Genomic DNA, 23,138 nt, shown 5'->3' on the forward strand with positions numbered 1-23,138 from the left:
GCTGCCCAATCGGCAACCTAGGCCTTCTTGCGTCGCCGGTAATCCCTGACTTTTTGCCAGGCTTTGCGGGTATGATGATTTTTATCCGACCAACGAATTACCTTGCGTTTAACGCTGTCCGAGGCCTTGAACATGATCGCCAGGCCGACCAGCATCGTCGGTAAGCCTAACGGAAGCGGCAATGGAAACAAGATCATGCCAATGCAAAAAATGCTGGCGCCGATAGCCATCAACAAAGACTTTTTCAGCATGCTCAGGCCGCTTTAGCCGGCTGTTCCGCGGCATCCAATAATTTATAGCCGTCTTCCAACCAACGGATCACCGTCAGCCGCCCCGCCTCGTCTTCCACCAGCGCCGTACAGCTTTCCACCCAATCACCGGTGTTGCAGTAGGTTTTGCCAAATTCCATGTCGCAGATATCGGCATGATGAATATGTCCGCAGATGATGCCGTCGACTTGCTGTTTATGCGCCTCCAGACTCAATACATGCTGGTAGTTATCCATGAACTGCACAATATTCTTGACCTTGTGTTTCAAATAAGCCGAGAGCGACCAATACTTGAAGCCTAACAACTTGCGAATGACGTTAAACCAGCGATTCACCATCAGCAGCAGCTCATAGGCTTCGCCGCCGATATAGGCCAAGCTGCGATTATGGCAGACGATGCTGTCGAATTCATCGCCGTGCATGACCAAAAAACGGCGGCCGTCGGCACAACGATGTATGGCATTAAGCTGAATTTCGACGCCGTTGAACAACATGCCGGCGTGTTTTCTGAACTGCTCGTCATGATTGCCGGGAATATAGATGACACGGGTGCCCTGCCTGGCCTTGTCGATGACCCGCTGTACGATGTCGCTGTGCAGCGTCGGCCAATAAAACCCGGATTTTACGTTCCAGCTCCATAAATCGATGATATCGCCTACCAGATAAAGGTTGTCGCATTCGACATGGTCGAGAAAATCGCGCAGGTATTCGGCCTTGCAGCCCTTGGTGCCAAGGTGGGTATCGGAAATCCAGACGCTACGATAATGACACTTCATCATTTTTCCCCAAAATTGTTCATGGTGAAAAAATAACAAGTGTTTATGACAGCCTGTTAACGGTTCTATGAAATTAGCATGACATCGAGATGACGGCATGGTGACAACGCTTCCCCAGCCATTCCCATATTTGAGCGGTGTTTAGGGCCTGTTGTTATCCAAATTCGGAATGGCTGCCGCTACCCGTGCTTCTTGACCACGGTATTGTAAATCTTGAATACCAGGATCGATGTGGCCAACAGAAAGGTAATGGCGTTGGCGAAAATAATGGCCTTGTCGGACACATAAACACCATAAACCAGCCATAACAACACTCCCAGCGTGAAGGCGCTGTACATGCCCAACGACAAAGATTCGGTGTCGCGCGTTCTAATGGTCATGATCGCCTGCGGCAAAAAAGATGAAGTGGTCAACGTCGCGGCGATATAACCGATAATCTCAGGGGTGATGTTCATTAATTTTCGGAGAGAGCGTTTAAATAAAGCGATGGACGCCTCGATACCCCGAGGAAATAGGATAGCGCCGGTCGCGCCCGAAGGCCTTGGGTGTGATGCGGATGCCGGGGGGCGCCTGCCTGCGCTTGTATTCATTTCGGTCGACTAGCGAAATAGCCCGGTGTACGTCTTCCTGCTTAAAGCCGGCCGCGATAATCTCGCGCTCGGATTTATCCTGTTCGACATACATTTCCAGAATCGGGTCCAGCACCGAATAAGGCGGCAGCGAGTCCTCGTCGACCTGGTCGGGCGCCAGCTCCGCCGAAGGCGGGCGGTCGATGACCCGTTCCGGTATCACCGGCGACAAGGTGTTGCGGTATCTTGCTAGCTTATAAACCAGCAACTTCGGCACATCCTTGATCGGCGCGAAACCGCCGGCCATGTCGCCGTATAAGGTGGCATAGCCGACGCTCAGCTCGCTTTTATTGCCGGTCGTCAACAACAGCTTGTCCTGCTTATTCGACAGCGCCATCAACACGACGCCACGGGAGCGCGCCTGAATATTCTCTTCGGTGGTGTCCCGCTCCGAACCTGCGAACACGCCGGCCAGCATCTCGTTAAACGCATTTACCGCCGGTTCGATCGGAATGATGTGATGCTTCACGCCCAGCGCCTCGGCTTCCAGGACGGCATCATCGACGCTGATATCCTGAGTATAACGGGACGGCATCAACACCGCTTCGACATTATCGGCCCCCAGCGCATCCACGGCGATAGCTAACACCAGCGCCGAATCGATGCCGCCGGAGAGACCGAGCAATGCGCCGTCAAAACCGTTCTTTCTGACATAATCCTTAACCCCTAAAACCAGGGCCTTGTATTCGCTGGAGATCTCCGCATACAGCGGCGCACACTCACTTTTCAGCGGCACGTTGCCATTGAATTCGACGACACTGATCTGTTCTTCGAATTCCGCGGCCCGAAAGACGACCTCTCCCTGCTGATCGACGACAAAAGAAGCCCCGTCGAAAATCAATTCGTCCTGACCGCCATATTGATTGACATAAACCAGCGGAACCGCCGAAGCCTTGGCCTGGGTTCGAACGATGTCTTCTCGCTCGTGTATCTTGCCGGCATGGAAGGGGGAAGCGTTCAGCGTCAGAATGATCTCAGCGCCCGCTTGTTTATTGCTGGCGATGATATCGTCCTGCCAGATGTCTTCGCAGATCGTGATCCCCAGCGCACGGCCCTTGGTCTCAAACAAACAGAGCTCATCGGCCGAGGTAAAATAGCGATGTTCATCGAACACGCCATAATTGGGCAACTCTTTTTTTCGATAAACGGCCAGGACCTTACCGCCGCGCAGTACCGCCGCGCTATTGAACAAATGTTTGCCATCCTGTTCGGGATAACCCAACACGATATCGATGTCAGGCGCCGCGGCGGCGATCTCTTCGACCGCTTGCCTAGCATGACGGATGAAATCGGCCCTGAACAACAGGTCTTCCGGCGGATAGGCGGTCACGCTCAGCTCCGGAAACAACACCAAATCGGCCTGCAGATTATCGCGAGCATGGCGGGCCGAAGCGATGATTTTATGCTTGTTGGACTCAATATCGCCGACAGTCAGATTGACTTGAGCTAACGCAATTTTTAATGACATTCGATAATCTATTCGTTTCATGAAACAAGGAGTCTATTGTCGATCTTTCTGGTTGTTCAGGCAATAGCCAGCAAAACCCCGAGTAACGACACGGTATCATTTTTTCAGAAAAAGAGTCAGTTGTTGATATACAGGCCAGCAATTCCCACTTTGGCGTTCAAAAAGGGCATGGGGTGTGTTTGGCGAGGATGTCGGCAGCAAGGATGCTGCCGTCAAGCCCCCAGGGATGGGTTTACGGCGCTCCTCGACAGACACACCCCATGCCCTAAACCCCGCAAAAATACTCAAACTGAGAATTACTGCTAAAAAACACAAAAATGTTAATCAGCAACCACACCGACCTGGGCCAGGCGATCACAAATAATCCATCATCGCCTGGCCCAGGTCGGCCGGTGAATCAACCACTTCGACACCGGCCGCCTTCAGCGCCGCCACCTTGCCTTCGGCCGTACCCTTGCCGCCGGTGACGATGGCCCCGGCATGTCCCATGCGCTTACCAGGCGGCGCAGTGCGGCCGGTGATATAGGAAACCACCGGCTTGGTGACATTGCTTTTGATGAACTCGGCCGCCTCTTCTTCTTCACTGCCGCCGATTTCGCCCACCATGATGATGCCTTCGGTTTGTTCATCTTCCTGAAAACGGCTGAGCACATCGATAAAATTCATGCCGTGTATCGGATCGCCGCCGATGCCGACACACGTGCTTTGTCCCAAACCCTGGGTGCTAGTCTGATGCACCGCTTCATAGGTTAGCGTGCCGGAACGGGAAACGATGCCGATTTTACCGGGCATATGGATATGGCCGGGCATGATGCCGATTTTACATTGCTCGGGCGTGATCACCCCAGGACAGTTCGGTCCGACCAACAAGGCATCGCTTCCAACCATCGCCGCCTTGACCCTCAGCATGTGCAGCACGGGAATGCCTTCGGTGATGCACACGATCAAGCCGATGCCGGCGTCGACCGCTTCCAGAATCGCATCGGCCGCATATAACGGCGGCACATAGATCACGCTGGCGTTAGCGCCGGAGTCGTTCACCGCCTCCTGAACGGTATCGTAAACCGGCAGGCCGAGATGGGTCTGGCCTCCTCGCCCCGGCGTCACCCCGCCGACCAGTTGCGTGCCGTATTCCAGCGTCTGCCGGCAATGAAAAGTGCCCTGTTTGCCGGTAAAACCCTGGCAGATTAATTTGGTTTGTTCATTGACTAAGATGCTCATGCGACTCCTCCCGCCAGCGCGACCGCCTGTTCCGCGGCGTGATTCAAATCTTCGGCGGTCACCAGGCCCAAGCCGGACTCGTTCAGCAAGGCCATGCCCTGATCGGCATTGGTGCCCTCCAATCTGATGACGACCGGCACGGTCAAGTCGATCTCCTTGACCGCCGCCAGTATGCCCTCGGCGATGACATCGCACTGCACGATGCCGCCGAAGATATTGACCAGCACCGCCTTGACATGGCGGTCGGACAGGATCAGCTTGAACGCCTCGGCCACCTTGTCGGCGTTAGTGCCGCCGCCGACATCGAGAAAGTTGGCCGGCGCGCCGCCCTTGAACTTGACCAGGTCCATCGTCGCCATCGCCAAACCGGCGCCATTGACCATGCAGCCGATATTGCCTTCCAGGGTAATGTAATTGAGATCGAACTGTTTGGCCTTACATTCTTTTTCGTCTTCCTGACCTTCGTCCCTAAGCGCCAAAATATCCGGATGCGCCGCCACCGCATTGTCGTCAAAATTGATCTTGGCGTCCAACGCGATGATATCGCCGGCCGCCGTTTCCACTAGCGGATTGATTTCGATCTGGCTGGCGTCTTTTTCCAAAAACAGCGTGTACATTCCGGTCATAATCGTCGCCAGCGTCTTACCCTGCTGTCCCTCTATGCCGAGGGCTTTGGCAACCTTACGGCATTGATAAGGCTGTAGCCCCGCCGCAGGATGAATACTGGTGCTGATGATTTTTTCCGGCGTTTCCCGGGCCACCGCCTCGATATCCATGCCGCCGGCGACGGAAGCGACGAACATCATCCGGTTGGTGGCTCTGTCGATCAGTAGGCTGAGATAAAACTCCCGGCTGATCGCATTCGTTGCTTCAACCATCACCGCTTCGACCGGCAAACCCTCCGCGCCGGTCTGCGCCGTCACCAACCGTGTGCCTAACATTCGTTGCGCCTGCTGTCGCACCTCTTCCGCACTGTCGGCAAACTGAACGCCGCCGGCCTTGCCCCTGGCGCCGGCATGAACCTGCGCCTTGACGACCCAGCCATCACCGCCCATCTCGGCGGCGAGCTGAGCTGCCTGCGGCGCCGTTTCGGCATAGCCGCCGTTAGGAACCGGAATCCCGAACTCCCTAAACAACTGCTTGGCCTGATATTCATGAATATTCATTTAACAACTCCGGTTCGTTACGTTCAGCCACGTAATCTAAAAATGCTATGATTGCCGCTATTATTCTAGCTAAACGTTGATAAAACAAGATTCTTTATGCGCCCCGTCCAAGCGAATACCATTTATCCCTGTCCGTTTTCTAAAAATTACGGTATTCCTGTCCGCCAAGCCTGGCTACTGCTGAAAATTTTCTTTATCTATCGCTTCATCGTCAGCAATCTGTTTGTCATTTTATTTTTCAGCCCTTTCGGTCCTTCCATTTTAGGCACCCACGACCAGCAACTTTACATCGTCGCCAGCCTGCTCTACTTGATCGTGACGCTGATCGCCGCGCCTTTTATTTTCTGGCGTCTCAGCAGTTATGTCAGACAGGCGCAACTATTCATCTTTACCGACATCATCTTCATCACGCTGCTGATGCATGCCTGCGGTGGCGTCGGCAGCGGTCTCGGCATCCTACTCGCCATTTCCATCGCCGCAGGAGGACTGCTGATAGGCGGTCGTTGTGCGATGTTATTTGCCGCATTAGCCAGTCTGTCGGTGTTGGCGGAGCAGATCTATGCGATGCAAACCGATGCCTTTCACAATTCTACATTGACCTATTCCGGCATGCTTGGCGCCTCGTTTTTCACCATCGCCTTTCTTTCCTATGTGATGGCGCAACGGACCGAGCAGTCCGAACAGCTGGCCAGCGAGCGACAACAAACCATTTCCAGGCTGGAAGAACTTAATCGCTATATCATTCAACATCTGCAAAGCGGCATTATCATCAGCGACCCGAAGCTACGCGTACAACTTTGCAATGGAGCGACGCGGAGACTGCTCAACTTGGCGACCACGCCGGTCCGACTGGACGACATCTCCGATCAGCTGCAATGGGCGCTAGATCTTTGGCTGCAAGACGCCAGCCAGGATTTCGCCATTATTCAATTGAACAGCGGCAGTGAAATTCAAACCCGCTTCACCCAGTTGAACATACAGCACGAAGTGTTGTACATGATCATTTTCGAAGACATCGCCTTGTATAACCAGCGTTTGCAACAGAATAAGCTAGCGTCGTTAGGCCGCCTGACCGCCAGCATCGCCCATGAAATCCGCAACCCGCTCGGCGCCATCAGCCATGCCGGTCAATTGTTATCGGAAGCGCCGGATCTGACGCCGCAGGACAAACGACTGACCCAGATCATTCAGCACCAAAGCCAACGCGTCAACCACATCATCGAAGACATCTTGAAACTTTCCCGCCGCAAGCCTTCCAAAAAAGAAAAGATCTCGCTGGACGACTGGCTGCCAGAATTTATCGATAACCTGGTCGCCGAACAAGGCTATCGAAAAGAGCGCTTTAACGTCGTATTTGTCGATCCGTCGCTGAATATATTGATGGATGCCGGTCATCTAAAACAAATTCTGCACAACTTATGTTCGAATGCCTTGAAATACGGCTGTAAGGACGATGAAACCATCACCATTGCCACTCAATTGGATAGAGAAAGGCCTTGCATACAGGTCATCGACAACGGCCCCGTCATCGAGGCGAGCAGCCGCAAGCACCTGTTTGAACCGTTTTTCACCACCTCCAGCAGCGGCACCGGCCTTGGCCTTTATATCTCCAGAGAGCTGGCCGAACTCAACCAGGCAAAATTAAGCTATGCTTTTAGCGACGATAGAAATTGTTTCTCCTTGTCTTTACCCAATGCAGACCAAGCCATCATTGAAATATGACTATGCCGACAACCCTGGTCGTTGATGACGAACCCGATATCAGAGAATTGCTCGAAATCACCCTGAATAGGATGGATATCAAAACCATTTGCGCCGAGGATATCAACAGCGCCAGACGTTTATTAGAGAAAAATCGTTTCGACCTGTGTCTGACCGATATGCGTCTGCCTGACGGCGACGGCCTGGACCTGCTCGAACATATTCAGACCCTCGGCGTCCAAACGCCCTGTGCGGTAATTACCGCTCACGGCAGCATGGATACTGCGGTCAAGGCGATGAAGAAAGGCGCTTTCGACTTCCTCTCCAAACCGATCGATTTGACCGCGCTGAGACAGTTGGTCAGCAATGCGCTGCAATTGTCCACGTCACAACAGAAACAGCGTGATCGCCGAACGCGTGATGTATTGTTGGGCGAGTCCGAACTGATGCGCCAGATTCGTTCGAAGATCGAAAAAGTCGCGCGCAGCCAGGCCCCGGTTTATATCAGCGGTGAATCCGGCTCGGGTAAAGAGCTGGTCGCTCGGCTGATTCATCGACAGAGCCCGAAAAATGAAAATCCGTTTATCGCCGTCAACTGCGGCGCGATACCGCATGAATTGATGGAAAGCGAATTCTTCGGTCATAAAAAAGGCAGTTTTACCGGCGCCGTCTCGGACAAGCCTGGCTTATTCCAGGCGGCCGATGGCGGCACACTGTTTCTCGACGAAGTCGCCGACCTGCCCTTGTCCTTGCAAGTCAAATTATTACGCGCGATACAGGAGAAAAAAATCCGTCCGGTCGGCGAGCATAACGAAGTTTCCGTCAATGTCAGACTACTCAGCGCGACGCATAAGGATCTGGCCAAGATGGTCCAGGAAGGCCATTTCCGCCAAGATCTCTATTATCGGCTCAACGTCATCGAACTGAACCTGCCGCCATTACGGGCGCGGTCATCCGACATCCCGCAAATCACCGAATTTTTGCTGACCAAACTGGCCAAAGCGAATGAAATGCCGCAACCGAAGATTTCAAAGTCGGCGTTGACCGCCCTAAGGAACTATTATTTTCCCGGCAACGTACGCGAACTGGAAAATATTCTGGAACGAGCACTGGCTTTATATGACGGCAACGTCATCGAACAAGATGACCTGAATCTGCCGGTAGGTTCCGACCTAGCCATCGTCGATGGGTTCAATCCGGGCAAACAATCATTGGAAGAATACCTGGAAGACATCGAAAAACAGGCGTTGACCACAGCCCTGGAGGAAAACCGCTGGAACAAAACCGCTACCGCTAAACAACTGGGCCTTACTTTCCGCTCGTTGCGCTACCGTTTGAAAAAACTGGGACTGGATTAGCCCCAACGAGATCCGCCCGAGGCGGCAAACTTAACTGCAATAAAACTATGTGACGACCATTGAAAACCGAGGAGAAAAATGAACTACTGGCTAATGAAATCCGAGCCTAACGAATTCAGTATCGATGATTTGATCAAGCAACCCGCGCAAACCGAACACTGGGACGGCGTGCGTAATTATCAGGCCCGAAACATGATGCGCGATGAGATGAAAATCGGAGACCGGGTTTTCTTTTATCATTCCAATTGTGATGTGCCCGGCATCGTCGGCATCATGGAGGTGGTCAAAGAGGGCTACCCCGACTTTACCGCCTTCGATCCCGACGACAAACATTTCGATCCGAAAAGCGACCCCAAGCAACCTCGCTGGATGATGGTGGACGTCAAGTTCATCAAAAAGCTCTCGCGAACGATCTCGCTGAAGGAACTGAAACAACAACCGGAACTGACTGAGCTGTCGCTGGTCCGACGTGGTAACCGACTTTCGATTATGCCGGTCACAAAACAGCAGTGGGATTTTATTTTGTCGTTGGAATAACGGCATCACGATTAGCGATGGAGCCGATAAGCGCCCGACTACTTTGGGATATTTTCAAACATGTTCGCGCCTGGTTGGCGAATTTACATCGCGCCGGCGACAAACGCAAACAACAATCGATTAGGGCGCTGAGAGATATTATTTGCGCGTCACGCGAAACCGCCGTTTATATGCGTTATATCGACGAAAATAACGCTCGTGACCTGAAAATGGAAAGCCATCTTACGCTATTATGGACCGAATTGGGTTTTGCGCTGGAAGATCTCGGCATACGCAAACTGGCGAAAAGATGCCAAATCCAGGGCAAACAATGGTCCGATCCGGCGCATTATGACGAGGACTTCATCAACAAGGCGGATATCAGTCTCGATCGCATGGAACGTCTAGCCAAAGAAATACTGCGCGAAATAAAGCGCTGACTGCAACGGGATTCACCATGTCACATGAACATCACCACAACCATCATATCAGCCATTATAACCGGGCCTTCGCCATAGGCGTGACGCTGAATATCGCATTCGTCACGATTGAAATCGGCTATGGCTTCGCGGCAAAATCGTTGGCGTTGATTGCCGATGCCGGCCACAATTTCAGCGACGTGCTCAGCCTGCTAATCGCCTGGGGAGCCGGCTTATTAGGGGCGAAAGCCGCGACAGACAAGAGAACCTATGGCTTTCGCAAAGCCACCGTAATGGCGGCTTTGACTAGCGCCATTCTGTTGCTGGTGGCGCTGGGTGGCATAGGCTGGGAGACCTACCATCGCCTCTTGAGCCCGCAGCCGGTTGAAGGACTGACCGTCATCGCGGTCGCCGCGATCGGTGTCGTCATCAATGCGATCACGGCCTTGCTGTTTGTCTCCGGTCAAAAACATGACCTGAACATCAGGGCCGCCTTCCTGCATATGACCGCCGATGCCGCCGTCTCTCTCGGCGTCGTCATCGCCGGCGCGATCATCCTATACACCGGTTGGCTGTATATTGATCCGATCATCAGCCTGGTCATTGTCGTCGTCGTCCTGATCAGCACTTTATCCTTGCTTCGCGATTCGATGAATCTTGCCCTTGACTCGGTGCCGAAAGGCATTGATATCGCGGCGATAAAAGACTACTTGACCGGCCTGGACAACGTCTGCCAGATGCATGACCTCCATGTTTGGCCGCTGAGCACGACTGAAGTGGCGCTATCGGTTCATTTGATTATCGATGAGGATAGTTTGCAAAAGAACTTTCTGCCGACCCTGCAACAACAGCTGCACGAGCGCTTCGACATAGAACATTCGACGATACAGCTGGAGCGCAAAGACGACTCCCCCTGTCTGCTGGATAAGGAACGTTGCATTTAACCTGCCGCCAGGACATGCTCAAACCTAATTTGCTGGGCTAGAAAAGCCCTTAGGCTTTCTTCAAGAATTGAGTCAACAGCACGATGCGAACACCATTGACCCGGCCTTCGATTTGGTCGGGATTGTCGGTTAAGGCGATGTTCTTGACCAGAGTGCCGCGTTTGGCGGTGAAGTTTGCGCCTTTAACATCCAGGTCTTTAATCAGGGTGACGCTATCGCCGGCCGCCAGCGGAGCGCCATTACTATCCAGGCAAGGCTCGCCGGTTTCGCTAGCGGCGGCCTCGGTCGCTTCGGCCCATTGTTGAGTCTCTTCATCCAGGTAGAGCATGGCGAGCAGGTCCTGCGCCCAACTTTCACTTTCCAAGCGTTTCAGTAATCGCCAGGCCATGACCTGAACGGCGGGGACCGGCGTCCACATGCTGTCGTTCAGGCAGCGCCAGTGATTGACATTCATGTTCTCCGGCTGCTCAATTTGTTCGCGGCAGGTTTCGCAGACCATGATGCACTGCTCGGCATCGGCATCGTTAACCGGCGGCACTTCATAGACGCTCAGCGCGGACTCGGCGCCACATAGTTCGCATTTTGAATGACAACGTTCTATTAGTGTTTGTTCGATGTTCATAGTGATGAGTCTTTCCAGATGGCTTTGTTGTATAAAAACCGGCTATTATCGCATGAATCCGGTCTCTAAGGCTGATCAACAGGGCTCCCTCATTAAAAAATACCTGAATCAACAGATTGGTTAATATCGCGCCATCCCTCAGGGCCGGGCGGGTTATTTAACCCGCCCCGAACGTTTAACTTACTCTAGTCACGGTTAATTCGTTCAGGACCTCGTTGACCTGCATATCGCATAGCGACAGCGGACTACTTACTTTTCGCGCCAAGGGCGACTGCCCATAGGAGGCCCGCCCTCGGGCCGAATGGCTCTTCTCGCGCCAAAGGCGACGCTCCTACGCAAAGCACTGACTTGCCTTCGGATGTACCGAACAGCGTGAAACGCATCAAAAACCGGCGCGCTTCCTCTCGTCAGCACACCCTAGCGCATCGTAGGGCGGCTTCGCGAAGCAAGCCGCCAAAAAACCGCCGCCGGGACAAAATTAGTCGTTGTGCGTATCCAGGCGGATTGCCTGGCGGCGAATCCTGTTGCATGCCAATGTAGCTTTGCCTTCGGATGTGCCGAACAGCGTAAAACGCATCAAAAATGGTGCGCTTCCTCTCGTCAGCACACCCTACCCACATCCGTGAGATGGATCACGCGCAGCGGATCGGCTAAAAGCATTCAATGCGCGCGGGGCGGACTATTTAATACACCCTAAACGTTTAACTTACTTTAGGCGTATTTGTTGCTAATTTTCTGTTTTGCTACTCATTCATTTAATGAGGTAGCCCTGGGCTGATCAAGATGATAAGGCCGACAAGGCAGGCTTTATTTTTTCCATTCTCTGCCGCCGACAAATAATTGATAGGCGGGATTCGACGTTTCTTCCTGATAGGTAAAGCCCAAGGCATCGAGAGTCAACTTAAAGGTCTTGCGTTCGCCTTTCGGCATTTGCAGCCCCATCAATACCTTGCCGAAGGCGGCGCCGTGATTACGATAATGGAACAAACTGATGTTCCAGCGACTGCCCAAAGACATCAGAAATTTCAACAGCGCGCCGGGACGCTCCGGAAATTGCAAACTATACACCAACTCATTCAGCTCGCAGGGCCCATGGCCGCCGACCATATAACGGATATGGTCCTTGGCTAATTCATTGCCGGTCATGTCGGTGACTTTGAACCCTTCGCCTTCCAGCTGAGCGATCACATTGGCGCGGTCGTCCTCTTCGCCCCCGCTGCTGATGCCGACAAAAACCTGGGCCATGCTATTATCGAAATAACGGTAATTAAATTCGGTGATACTGCGCTTGCCGAGCAGCTTGCAGAATTTCAGAAAGCTGCCCGGCACTTCCGGAATCGCGACCGCCAACAGGATTTCCCGATGCTCACCGACCTGGGTGCGTTCGGCGACATAACGCAGGCGGTCGAAGTTAATATTGGCGCCGCTTTCAATCGCGACCAGCGTTTGCCCACTCACCTCACCCTGCTCAACATATTTTTTCAGGCCGGCCAAGGCCAAGGCGCCGGCCGGCTCGGCGACCGAGCGGGTATCATCGAAAATGTCCTTGATCGCGGCGCAGATTTCATCGGTGTTGACGACGACGACCTCATCGACATGACGATGAGCCAGGCGAAACGGTTCCTTACCGATCTGTTTGACCGCGACGCCGTCGGCGAACAGGCCGACCTGCTTGATCGTCACCCGGCGCTTGGCCTTGAGCGCTCGATTCAGACAATCGGCATCATCCGGCTCGACGCCGATAATCTTGATTTCGGGACGAACGAATTTGACATACGCGGCAATGCCGGCGATCAATCCGCCGCCGCCGACCGGCACAAAAATGGCGTCGATTTCGCCATTGTGTTGACGCAAAATCTCCATGCCAACGGTTCCCTGCCCGGCGATCACGTCGGGGTCATCATAGGGATGCACGAAGGTCATGCCTTTTTCTTTCGCCACCTGTTTGGCGTAAGTATAGGCCTCATCAAAGGAATCGCCGTGCAAGACGGCTTTGGCGCCGCGAGCCTTGACCGAATTCACCTTGATTTCCGGCGTGGTCCTGGGCATCACGATCAAGGCCTTGATGCCCAGTTTTTTCGCCGCCAACGCCACCCCCTGGGCATGGTTGCCGGCTGAAGCGGCGATCACGCCGTTGGCTCTTTCCTGGTCGCTCAGCGAGGCTATTTTGTTATAAGCGCCGCGTAATTTAAAAGAAAAGACCGGTTGTAAATCCTCCCGTTTCAGATAAACCTGATTCGCCAACCGCTCCGACAGTAAAGGCGCAAAATCCAACGGACTTTCCACCGCCACATCATATACCTTGGCTCTTAATATTTTTTCTATGTATTTTTGTATCATTATCTTAAACAGCTGAAAAATTGGTCTTTATACGGTATTATCCCATACAATCTACGATTACCAAGTGAGAGGGCCTGATCAATAGCGCAAGGGTTTGCCTATTTAGGAACGAGTATGAAATAACTTTTCCAAATGTCGGAAGAGGAATCGGTGACTCGATTGACAGGTGTCGACGGCAGGAATAGCCGCCGTCAAGCCTACGCCGCACAAGGATGTGCAAGTGCCGCGTGAGATAGGAAATCGGAAGCGGCCGCCGCACAAGGATGTGCAAGTGCCGCGGTAAGCAGGAGCTGTTAGCTGCCACCCAGCACCTAAATTCCATAGGATAATGGCTGCGATAAATCATCTTCGTTTATTTAGGCGCTGGGTGAACGGCGTCCTGACAAGCGAGTTACCGAACCTCCACAAAGCCTACTGTTTAGGGAAGTTATTTTGTGCATATTCCTTACCGTGACCGAGACGCTTTCTCGAGGTCCGTCTGTTTTATCACATCGACAACATATGTAACGCAATCATTAGGATAAAAAATGACTCAAGATGAATTAAAAAAACAAGTTGCCGCGGCCGCCATCGAATATATCAAAGGAGTGCCGATCGTCGGCGTGGGAACCGGATCTACCGTTAATTTCTTTATCGAAATGCTGGCCGACTATAAAAATGATATCGAAGGCGCTGTGTCCAGTTCGGAAGCGACCACCGAACGATTGAAAAACATCGGCATTCCGGTGCTGGAATTGAACAGCGCCGGCGACATCGAAGTCTATGTCGATGGCGCCGACGAAGTCGATCCGCGCAAAAAATTGATCAAAGGCGGCGGCGGCGCCTTGACCCGTGAAAAAATCATCGCCGCGGCCAGTAAAAAATTCGTTTGTATCGTCGATGAATCAAAATGCGTCGATGTGCTCGGCAAATTCCCGTTGCCGGTGGAAGTGATTCCGATGGCGCGCAGCTATGTAGCCCGGGAAATGGTCAAACTAGGCGGCCAACCCGTCTGGCGCGAAGACTATTATACCGATAACGGCAACGAAATTCTGGACGTCCATAACATGGAAATCACCAATCCGATGGAAATGGAACGCCTCATCAATGATATTACCGGCGTCGTCACCAACGGCCTGTTCGCGCACAGAGACGCCGACATCGTGCTGATCGGCAAAGGCGATAAAGTCGAAACGATGTAATGTAACGCTATTGCAGGAACGGCTGCTCGCCGTTCCTGTTTTCAAATTCTTATAACTCTTCTCTCGTTTCGGCCGGCTCCTCGTAAATGCCGGTTAACTTGCGCTTGAATTCGTCGGTCACCAAGCGGGCGTTCTGCTTGCTCCTGACCACGCGAGGCGTAATCAACACGACCAATTCCGTTTTGTCTTTATTATAACTTTTGCTGCCGAATAACGGCCCGATTAACGGCAGTTCATGCAAAAACGGCACACCGGTTTTTCTATTGTTATTGTTCTCTTTGATCAAACCGCCTAACACGATGGTTTCGCCGCTCTGTATCGCGACGGAACTGGCGATCTCACGGGTCAGAATGTCAGGGTTGCCATTCGTGACGCCACCGGCAAAATCTTCGACGCTTTGTTCAATTTCCATGATTACCAGGCCGCTGGCGTTGACTCTGGGCTTAATCTTCAGCTTGACCCCGGTCTTGCGCTGCTGCAATTGACTGGTTTGCACGAGAGTATTATCCTCGCCAATGCCACTGGTCAGCGGGGTGTTTTGCGAAGTCCGTAACGAGACCTCGTCACCGACTTGGATCGAAGCCTCCTGATTATTCAAGACCATCAACGACGGCGACGAAATGACATTGATATTGTCATTCGAAGCTTCTGCGCTCAATACCGCTCTGATATCGGCCGATTTACTGATGAAGGAATAACCGAAACCACCGGTCACCGCGGCGGCCCCCAAAGAAGCGATGTCGTTAAATAACTCGCCCCCCCCGGTGATATTGTTCGCGCCGCCATTGTCATGGCTGAAGAACCACTGTATCCCGTACTTTAGATCATTTCTTAACGTCACATCGACGATCGTCGCATCGATCAATACCTGCAACGGCATTACATCGAGCTGTTTGATCACTCGCTGAATCACCGCATATTCTTGCGCGGTCGCAACAATCACCAAGGCATTATTGACTTCATCGGGGATAATTTTGACATCGCCGATATTATCCAATGAAGCCTGACTTCGATACGCGCTGGCGACAGGCGTTTTACTATCCGTTTGCGGTTTATTGCTGATTTCTATCGATTGACGACCGGCCGCCACCGATGCAGGCCGACTGCTTCCCGCGCCCTGCATGAATATTTCATTGAGCGTGGCGGCCAATTCCACCGCATCGACATGTTGCGCCCGGTACACGATCACCCCGCCTCCGGCCGAAGTATTGGCCTTGTCCAACCTTAACACCCAGCTCTCTATTTGTGTCAAAAATTTAGGCTGGTGGGTAATCGCCAGGATGGCATTGAGACGTTCGATTTCCATGAAGCGAATCAAACGACTATCGCCCTCTCCCCCCTTGCTGTTGAACAATTGCTCCAACTCTTGGATCATGGTCGAGGCCTGCACGTTGCGCAACGGAAACAAACCAAATGACCGACCCTTCATCATGTCGACATCGAAGGCATTGACCATTTCCATCGCCCGAGCCAGTTCCCCGTCCGAGCCGGCGATCATCATAAGATTACGGTCGCTATCGATATGTAAGATGGATTTTTCCTGCATGACCGGCTTGATGATTTCCGCTAAATCCTCGACAGCGACATTTTTGACCGGCACCACCCTAAGCTGATTTCCCGGCGACAGTTCCCCCCCTGCGCCATAGCCGGCGAACGGACTGCTGAGCAAAATTTCAGCCGCCGGCTTGATCTGATAAAGACCTTCTTGATAAGTCAAGGCTGCATTATTGATCTGCAGCAGCATTTCCAGGGTTGGCAGCAATTCGGCCCTACTTAGCGGTCGGGTGGTTTGCAAAGTCACCTTGCCAGTGACCTTGGGGCTCAATAGATAATTTTCACCGAGAATATCGCTCAAGATCACCTTGGTGACCTCTCCCAAGGCGGCATCGTCAAAATTAAGGCTATATTCGCCCTTTTCCGGTTTTGCTGCCGCTTTACCCGCTAGCGGTTTCGATGACACAAAACGTCCGGTTCCCGGATAAAGCTCTATTTGGGCCTGCTCGCCCGCCTTCTTCTGGTTGTCTAGATTGCTCAGTTCCTGATAGATGATTTCTGGCTGCTCAACATCTTCACTCTCTCCGATCGCTCCCAACGACAGCTTGTCCCGTTGTTGGGGACTTATCAATTCGCAGCCGGAGGTCGCCAAGAGCAGCGCTAAAAGGTAAGGCAGTTTTTGTTTTTTACTCATCTTTAGGTTTCTCAGGATTTAAATTCTATTGTTTGGGACGGGGCGTTCTAGGCATTCTCTTGCTTGCCGACTCTGGTTTCGGCTTTCTTAACATCAGCGTTTGCCGCTTGCCTTCCCGCTCGAGTATGACGCGATCGGCCTGGATTTCCTGCAATAACCAGCCGGAAATATCGTCTCCCCGTGATTTTTTCAGATAGGTTTCATCCCTGCCCTGCTTACTGAACAACGCCGTCATCTCGGATTCGACGGTATAAATCCCCACCAGAACCAAGTCTTCAATTTTATCGACCTGCTGGGAAGCATCGTCCTCTTCATCTTCAATCACTGGCCGACGGCCTTCGATAAACAACGGTCTTTCCACCATATCCGTATAACTGTCCGGCGATGCCGCCGAAAACTTTATGGCCGGCAAGTTCACCTCTAATCCATCTGCTTTGCCGTTCTGTGAGTCCAGCGGCTGCGAATAATCAGGGGAACCGATAAACAACCATTCAAGCAATAAAATCACCAATAATAACAGGCATAAAGACAGCAGCAACTTGATTAGATTATGACTCATGATGGTTCCGCCCTCATGAAGCTGACGGCTTGAAAATTAACATTCAACCGGTTGCTGGGCTCTATCCTTCGGGTTTTGCGGTTACGCCGCCCCCGCACCGGCCGCACGTCTATCTGATCGATAATCACAACCGGAACCGATGATTCGATCTCGTACAGCACATTGCGCAACACTTCGATGTCGCCGGACATTCTGACCTTGACGCTGATGCGGAGTAAGCCGTCCTGATGACTGCTGGGCAACACCTGAGTACTGGTCAGCTCTCCTCCCGCCTGAGCTATCGCCGATTTGATGAACTTTTGCAGATCGGCCGAGGCCAACGCCACCGTATCACGATTACTGAAATAGCCTTGTGCCTGATATTGCTGTTTAATTCGTTTTATCGATTCCGCGACATCGTCCTTCCTGGCGGCGATCTGTCGATAGCGCTGCAATCTGAAAGCCAACTCCTGCTTTTCTTCATGATAAGCGAGCCCGGTTGACACCAATGGCACGATCGCGGCAAATATCACCAGCATGACCACGCACAGCAATAAACCGATCGCCATCCAACGCTGATAGGATATCTCACTCAACATCGCCTGATTCCTCCGCTGCCTGCACTTCGGCGCTGATTTGAAAACGCTCCAGACCGGTACGCCTGTCCTGGGTCAGCGGCGAAACGAAACGCGCATTCTTAAACAGCGGCGAGGCCTCCAATACCCCGATCAGGGCCGAGGCAGCCGGCGATTGCCCCTGAATCTGCAACTTGTCATTATTATATTGCAAATGCGTCAGCCAGGTATCGTCTGGCATTAACAGACTCAGGGTATTGATTAATTCAGCCAATGACGGTGTGCTGTTTTTGATATTGATCAGCCGCTCGGTTTCATTGACGATACCATCGATTTCCTGTTGCCGGGCCTGAACGATATGGGTATCTTTTTCCAACTGCTTTATTTGCCGCCTCAAGTCAGCGACAATTCGGCCTTCATGCCAAACAGGAAAAACCAATACGGCTATCATCAACAGCAAGGCAATGGCCGCGCTCGTCCAGGTCAGCGACTGGGTCAGTCTATTGCTGGTCGGCCTGAACTGTGGCGGTAATAAATTGTAAGGTTCCCAGTCCTGTTCAAAATCATTGGGCGCTTCGGCAAAATCCGCTACGGACGGATGTATGCCGGCATTAGTCAATTCATGATACAGACTATCAAGCCGAGCCTTGGGTGTGGCCACCAACAACACGCGGATTTGACCGTTTTCTTCCGCGCCTAACAGTTTAGCCGCAAAATAAACTTGTTCCGCGGTGAATGGCGTGTACCTGTCCATTTCAAAGACCAATACCTGATTCAGGTTTTCTTGCGCCGCCGCCGGTAAAAACAATATTCTGCCGATGGCCTGTCGGGCATTGAGCCGAAGAATGCAGCGCGCCTTCTCCAGATCGGGATTATCCGCCTTCAGTTGCGAATACTTTGCCGTCGTTTGATCGTTTAACGGCACAGCGGCTATCGCTCGCCTTTCACCTTCGACCAAGGCGCTGAGCCGTAAAGTGTCATCCTCTACCGACAAAAACACATATCCGGACTGGTCGCTCAACCAATGCCTTAGTTTTTCCGACATCAGCATAGCCAACTCACGGCCCCACCAGCGAAAAAATCGCTTTATATCAAACTCAATATTGCTGTCCAGATTCATCTTGTACGGTCACTAATAATGGCTCCATGTCATCGCTGAACAATGAAGCTTCCTGGTATGTTTGCCGCCATTCCAGTATTTGAAAGGAAGAGGTCTGACCGGCGCCAGCCGTTGTTATGACGGTTTTAATGCCGGCCTGGTCGTCCCCCGCAATACGGGCTTGTGAAATAACGGTATAGACGCCATTATTTCCGGCAGCACGCAGAGTTTCACCGCCATCGCTCTGCGGAAATGGCGGAGGCGGCAACAGTAGGCGGGCATTGTCTATGCGCTGCTGCAGATAAGCCTCCAGCTCGGCCTGACCGAGGTTGGCGACAATCTGCAACACTTCTCTCGACGCCAATTGCAAATTCACCTGCGCCTGTCCCGAATAGAGGGTGACAAGGGGCTGCAATTGCTGATAAATCTCGTTACGCATACCTAATACCAACTGCAGCTCATCGAGCAGTTGAAATGCTTTATTGGCCGGACCATAGCTTAACCCCGCCTCCTGATATTCCTGCTTTTCCGCACCGTTGATGTAAACCAGGTCGTCATCATCCCGCCAGTCGATGATCGCACTGACCAAGGCCTGCTGCTCAGCAAAACTTAACGGCATGGACTGCATCAACAGTCTCAGCAGCTCTTCGTTGGCTGCGTTGATGTCGATTTTACCTTGTTCAGACAATACCCGAACGCGAATCTCGGCATCCCGATAAGAAATTTGATAAATGCTTCCATCGGCGCGCCAACGGCTGTTTTCATCAGCCAGCGTTAACATCTGTTCGGCAACCGCAAGCCCGGTTTCGGCTGCCGCCAACAGTTCCGCTTGATCTTTAACGGCGCTGATCACCGTCGTTTCCCTGCGCATGGTCAAAGCGAAACTTCCGGCCATGATCATCAGCAGGCTCAGCACCCAGATCACGATCACCAAGGCCAGCCCGCCCTGTTTCCTCAAAGCTTATCTCCTGCTGCGCCAGCCAACCTGAGAGCAAAGGTCATCTCCGGCCAGTAACTTTGATCGTCCAGCGTAATCTTTATCTTGATCAGCGCCGGCAAACTTTCTTTGTCCTGCCAGCTGTCCAGCCAAATGCCATTGCCCAAATCCTGGCTATAATAGGACAGCTCAAACTCTCTGACATGCTCCAGCAAAACGACCTCCTCTTGTCGCCATTGGGCGTCTTCCTCGGTCGGATAAAATGGTTTCAACTTGACCATGATCACGTCTCTGTCTCGAGGATCGATGCCGATCTCGAATAACTGCAGACCTTTATGAGCGGCGCTGACCGGTAAAACCGACACGAATTGCATCCGCTCCCGCCTCCCCTGAAAAGAAAAGCTCGGTTCTTGTTCCGAGAAATCATCCCATAGCGGTCGAATACCCGGCAGATGACGTTTAAAAAACTGATAAACCACTGCTTTCTCATTGACGCTGGCAATCTTACTTTCCCCGGCGTTCCAGCTTTCCGCGCCAATCCGCAAACTGCTGAATAGCAGCACGACCATGATGCTCAGCAGCGTCATCGCCAGCATCACCTCGATCAGGGTAAAGCCAACCGCTTTCGGTGGACGAACCGTCACAGCGCCGTCCCTGTTTTAACGCTGTGCAACTCGACCCGGCGGGCAGCTTGATCATCCCATTGCACGATGACATTCACCTCCATCAACGCCGCCGCGGATGATTCCGCCTGCTGCAAGCCTGGGATTTCGGCAATACTGACGCGCCAATGATATTTTTCCGCTTCGCTACCGGAAGTTTCCCCAACGACCAACGGTGTTTCGACACCCGTTCTAGCCATCAACGACTCGGCGATCTGAGTCGCCACGGTATATTCTTCGGCGATCACGGCGGTATGAACGCCGGTGGAAAAAATATTCAGCAAAATGCCTAGAGAAATCGCCATCACCGAGAAGGCCACCAAAATCTCCAACAGAGAAAAGCCTTTGTTACGAGCTATTGTCGTCATCGTTTACACGCTATGGTCATATGCAAACCGCTTCCACGTGCCGGCGCCTTAATCACTATCCATGGGGTCGATTTTGCCGCTCAACCAATTGATATCGATCCTCTGTGACAATTCCCCCCAATCCATCGTGATGCGGCCGCCGCTGGAAGAACCGTCGGGATAAAAGCGGATCTGACCGATTTCCTCGTCCTTGAACTCGTCCTGTGCGATCACCAGGGTCAATTCGATGTCATCAGGCAACTGATAAACCTTATCGCGATTGCTGATTTGGTAGCTGTTTTCGGCCAAATTGACTGCGACCGCCACTTCCCGATGGGAAATCAATGCCTGACCGCGGGCATAGCGCAACGCCGACATCAAGTCGCGGACGGCGGCTTGCAGTTGCGAAGCTTGATTGCCGGCGCCGATATTGATCCCGATCGCCGCATAACCGAGCACGACGATCAGCAACACGACCGTCAGCTCGATCAAGGTAAAGCCTCGGGAGCGCTCGGCCGTCATGTTATTCCCAGCTGTTGATATCCTGATCTTCCCCCTCGCCGCCTTCCTTGCCGTCGGCGCCGTAGCTATATAAATCGAATGCGCCATGCTCGCCGGGCGATACATAATGATAATCCTCTAACCAAGGATCCTGAGGCACCTTATTTTTGCGCAGATAAGGGCCGTTCCAGCGTTTGCTGTCGGCCGGTTTTTCCACCAGCGCCGTTAGGCCCTGCTCGGAACTCGGATAACGGCCGACATCGAGTTTGTACATATCCAAGGCCGTCGATAAGTCTTCGACTTGCACTCTGGCGGCCTTGGTTTTTGACGCGCCCATGTGCTTCATCACTTGCGGGCCGACGATGCCGGCCAGCAAGGCGATAATGCCCAGCACGACCAATAATTCCAACAAGGTAAAACCTTGTCTACGCTTGTACGTCAAATTCATCAATGAACACTCCTTTAAAAAGCCAAATCGTTAACACTTAAAATAGCCAATAATATCGACACGATAATCCCGGCGATCATCAATCCCAGCGTGATGATCAGCGCCGGCTCCAGCAACGCCAGCATACGCTGAATCGCCGTACGCAATTGCTTGTCATAAATGGAGGCGACCCGCAGCAGCATATCTTCCAGCCTTCCGGTTTCCTCGCCCATCTTAATCATTTGCACGGCCAGTTTGGGAAAACGTTCGCTATGCAACAAGGCTTCCGACATATTGGCGCCTTCCTTCAGACGCTGTTCGGCTTGCTCCAGCAAATCGGCAAGCACGGAATTGGAAACCGTTTCCCGGGCGCTACCCAGGGCCTTCAAAATGGAAACGCCATTACCCAACAAGGTTCCCAGCGTGCGAGTGAGGTTCGCGATTTCCATGCTCAATATAATGTTGCCAAACAACGGCATCGATAGGAAACGGGCATCCCAGATTTTTTTTCTGGCCGGATCGGCCAGTTGCGCCTTCATGTAGCTGCTGCCGGCAATGACGATCAGCAGCAACACCCACCAATAAGACTGTAATCCCTCGGCCAGCGCCACGACAATTTGTGTCGGCAGCGGCAAAGCCTGACCCGCACTGGCGAACATCTCGGTGAACTGCGGCACGACAAAAGTCAGCATGACGAATAACGAAGCCAGCGACATAATCAGCAAGATGGCCGGATAAATCAACGCCGTAACCACGGTATCCTTCAATTCCCGGGCTCGCTCCAGATATTCCGCCAATCGCACCAGCACATCGCCCAGATTGCCCCCCATCTCGCCGGCGCGGATCATATTCAGATAAAAACGCGAAAATATCCCGGCCTGCGCCTCCAAGGCGTCGGCCAGAGAGGACCCGCCTTTGACTTTCTCCAATACATGGGAAATCAGTTTGCTCAGTTTTTCATTTTCTTCCGCCAACTCAGCCAGTATCTGTAAAGAGCGGTCCAGCGGTAGGCCGGACTCCAATAAGGTCGCCAGTTCGCCGGTGAACATCGCAATTTCCTTGTGCGATAGACGCGGCGCAGCCTGCCTCAAACTGATGCCAAGAAAAGTTTTATCCCGAGCCGGCTCGATGCGAATCGGAATCAGCCCTTGATCCTGCAGCTCCGTCAGTAGACTCTGCTGATCGCTGGCGTTTCTGACGCCTTCCTCGGTATCGCCCTGACTGTTAACGACCTTATAGGAAAACAACGGCATC

24 protein-coding genes are annotated in these 23,138 nt (G+C 52.6%); 6 read left to right on the plus strand and 18 right to left on the minus strand.

What is annotated here, in order from left to right; translation table 11 throughout:
- Positions 1-17: 17 nt before the first annotated feature.
- The 6 genes from Q9L42_RS02360 to sucC form a co-directional block, all read right to left on the minus strand.
- Positions 18-251, minus strand: a complete 234-nt coding sequence (locus tag Q9L42_RS02360) for a hypothetical protein (RefSeq protein ID WP_305910033.1) — start codon at positions 249-251, stop codon at positions 18-20.
- A 2-nt stretch (positions 252-253) separates the two neighbouring features.
- The gene (locus Q9L42_RS02365; RefSeq protein ID WP_305910032.1) at positions 254-1,048 is read right to left on the minus strand and encodes a UDP-2,3-diacylglucosamine diphosphatase; all 795 of its coding nucleotides are present in this window, start codon (positions 1,046-1,048) and stop codon (positions 254-256) included.
- A gap of 176 nt (positions 1,049-1,224) precedes the next feature.
- Positions 1,225-1,500 (minus strand): SemiSWEET transporter, encoded by a 276-nt coding sequence (locus Q9L42_RS02370; RefSeq protein ID WP_305910031.1) that lies wholly within the window; start codon positions 1,498-1,500, stop codon positions 1,225-1,227.
- 19 nt (positions 1,501-1,519) lie between these two features.
- Positions 1,520-3,142, minus strand: a complete 1,623-nt coding sequence (locus Q9L42_RS02375; RefSeq protein WP_349431824.1) for an NAD+ synthase — start codon at positions 3,140-3,142, stop codon at positions 1,520-1,522.
- A gap of 354 nt (positions 3,143-3,496) precedes the next feature.
- Positions 3,497-4,363, minus strand: a complete 867-nt coding sequence (gene sucD, locus Q9L42_RS02380) for a succinate--CoA ligase subunit alpha (protein ID WP_305910030.1) — start codon at positions 4,361-4,363, stop codon at positions 3,497-3,499.
- On the minus strand, positions 4,360-5,529 hold the full coding sequence (gene sucC / locus Q9L42_RS02385; RefSeq protein ID WP_305910029.1) for an ADP-forming succinate--CoA ligase subunit beta: 1,170 nt from the start codon (positions 5,527-5,529) through the stop codon (positions 4,360-4,362). Before sucC ends, sucD begins: the two co-directional genes overlap by 4 nt.
- Positions 5,530-5,625: 96 nt before the next feature.
- Between sucC and Q9L42_RS02390 the strand changes: the two genes are divergently transcribed.
- The 5 genes from Q9L42_RS02390 to Q9L42_RS02410 all read left to right on the plus strand — a co-directional run bounded on the left by Q9L42_RS02390 (position 5,626) and on the right by Q9L42_RS02410 (position 10,467).
- Positions 5,626-7,251 (plus strand): sensor histidine kinase, encoded by a 1,626-nt coding sequence (locus Q9L42_RS02390; protein ID WP_305910028.1) that lies wholly within the window; start codon positions 5,626-5,628, stop codon positions 7,249-7,251.
- Positions 7,248-8,588, plus strand: a complete 1,341-nt coding sequence (locus Q9L42_RS02395; RefSeq protein ID WP_349431825.1) for a sigma-54-dependent transcriptional regulator — start codon at positions 7,248-7,250, stop codon at positions 8,586-8,588. The genes Q9L42_RS02390 and Q9L42_RS02395 overlap by 4 nt, the downstream gene beginning before the upstream one ends.
- Positions 8,589-8,666: 78 nt before the next feature.
- On the plus strand, positions 8,667-9,125 hold the full coding sequence (locus Q9L42_RS02400) for an EVE domain-containing protein (RefSeq protein WP_305910027.1): 459 nt from the start codon (positions 8,667-8,669) through the stop codon (positions 9,123-9,125).
- Between the two features lie 17 nt (positions 9,126-9,142).
- Entirely contained in the window at positions 9,143-9,544 is a 402-nt protein-coding gene (locus Q9L42_RS02405; RefSeq protein ID WP_305910026.1) for a hypothetical protein, read from the plus strand.
- A gap of 17 nt (positions 9,545-9,561) precedes the next feature.
- A complete protein-coding gene (locus Q9L42_RS02410; protein ID WP_305910025.1) occupies positions 9,562-10,467 on the plus strand; it encodes a cation diffusion facilitator family transporter in 906 nt (301 codons plus the stop codon).
- 49 nt (positions 10,468-10,516) lie between these two features.
- Here Q9L42_RS02410 and Q9L42_RS02415 read toward each other — a convergent pair whose 3' ends face one another.
- Together Q9L42_RS02415 and ilvA are read right to left on the minus strand one after the other, a co-directional pair.
- Positions 10,517-11,089, minus strand: coding sequence for a PhnA domain-containing protein (locus Q9L42_RS02415; protein ID WP_305910024.1), 573 nt, complete (start codon positions 11,087-11,089; stop codon positions 10,517-10,519).
- Positions 11,090-11,896: 807 nt separating this feature from the next.
- Entirely contained in the window at positions 11,897-13,429 is a 1,533-nt protein-coding gene (ilvA, locus tag Q9L42_RS02420; RefSeq protein ID WP_305910022.1) for a threonine ammonia-lyase, biosynthetic, read from the minus strand.
- A 527-nt stretch (positions 13,430-13,956) separates the two neighbouring features.
- On the opposite strand from ilvA, the gene rpiA reads away from it, so the two are divergent.
- A complete protein-coding gene (rpiA, locus tag Q9L42_RS02425) occupies positions 13,957-14,610 on the plus strand; it encodes a ribose-5-phosphate isomerase RpiA (RefSeq protein WP_305910021.1) in 654 nt (217 codons plus the stop codon).
- Positions 14,611-14,659: 49 nt separating this feature from the next.
- Here rpiA and gspD read toward each other — a convergent pair whose 3' ends face one another.
- Genes gspD through Q9L42_RS02475 form a run of 10 tightly spaced genes read right to left on the minus strand, consistent with a single transcriptional unit; the run spans position 14,660 to position 23,137 of the window.
- Positions 14,660-16,798: a type II secretion system secretin GspD gene (gene gspD / locus Q9L42_RS02430; RefSeq protein WP_349431826.1), complete on the minus strand. Its 2,139-nt coding sequence runs from the start codon at positions 16,796-16,798 to the stop codon at positions 14,660-14,662.
- 25 nt (positions 16,799-16,823) lie between these two features.
- Entirely contained in the window at positions 16,824-17,357 is a 534-nt protein-coding gene (locus tag Q9L42_RS02435; protein ID WP_305910016.1) for a type II secretion system protein N, read from the minus strand.
- Entirely contained in the window at positions 17,354-17,935 is a 582-nt protein-coding gene (gspM, locus tag Q9L42_RS02440) for a type II secretion system protein GspM (protein WP_305910015.1), read from the minus strand. Before gspM ends, Q9L42_RS02435 begins: the two co-directional genes overlap by 4 nt.
- Positions 17,925-19,031, minus strand: a complete 1,107-nt coding sequence (locus tag Q9L42_RS02445; protein ID WP_305910014.1) for a PilN domain-containing protein — start codon at positions 19,029-19,031, stop codon at positions 17,925-17,927. Before Q9L42_RS02445 ends, gspM begins: the two co-directional genes overlap by 11 nt.
- Entirely contained in the window at positions 19,009-19,968 is a 960-nt protein-coding gene (locus tag Q9L42_RS02450) for a general secretion pathway protein GspK (RefSeq protein ID WP_305910013.1), read from the minus strand. Before Q9L42_RS02450 ends, Q9L42_RS02445 begins: the two co-directional genes overlap by 23 nt.
- The gene (locus tag Q9L42_RS02455) at positions 19,965-20,591 is read right to left on the minus strand and encodes a prepilin-type N-terminal cleavage/methylation domain-containing protein (protein ID WP_305910012.1); all 627 of its coding nucleotides are present in this window, start codon (positions 20,589-20,591) and stop codon (positions 19,965-19,967) included. The genes Q9L42_RS02450 and Q9L42_RS02455 overlap by 4 nt, the downstream gene beginning before the upstream one ends.
- Complete coding sequence (locus tag Q9L42_RS02460; RefSeq protein ID WP_305910011.1) at positions 20,588-20,977, minus strand: type IV pilus modification PilV family protein; 390 nt, start codon at positions 20,975-20,977, stop codon at positions 20,588-20,590. Before Q9L42_RS02460 ends, Q9L42_RS02455 begins: the two co-directional genes overlap by 4 nt.
- A 48-nt stretch (positions 20,978-21,025) precedes the next feature.
- A complete protein-coding gene (locus tag Q9L42_RS02465) occupies positions 21,026-21,478 on the minus strand; it encodes a GspH/FimT family pseudopilin (RefSeq protein WP_349431827.1) in 453 nt (150 codons plus the stop codon).
- A 1-nt stretch (position 21,479) separates the two neighbouring features.
- Positions 21,480-21,905 (minus strand): type II secretion system major pseudopilin GspG, encoded by a 426-nt coding sequence (gspG, locus tag Q9L42_RS02470; protein ID WP_305910311.1) that lies wholly within the window; start codon positions 21,903-21,905, stop codon positions 21,480-21,482.
- A 14-nt stretch (positions 21,906-21,919) separates the two neighbouring features.
- Positions 21,920-23,137: a type II secretion system F family protein gene (locus Q9L42_RS02475; RefSeq protein ID WP_349431828.1), complete on the minus strand. Its 1,218-nt coding sequence runs from the start codon at positions 23,135-23,137 to the stop codon at positions 21,920-21,922.
- Position 23,138 lies beyond the last annotated feature (1 nt).

Origin of the sequence: Methylomarinum sp. Ch1-1 (assembly GCF_030717995.2) — a bacterium.
Taxonomy (GTDB): Bacteria; Pseudomonadota; Gammaproteobacteria; order Methylococcales; family Methylomonadaceae; genus Methylomarinum; species Methylomarinum roseum.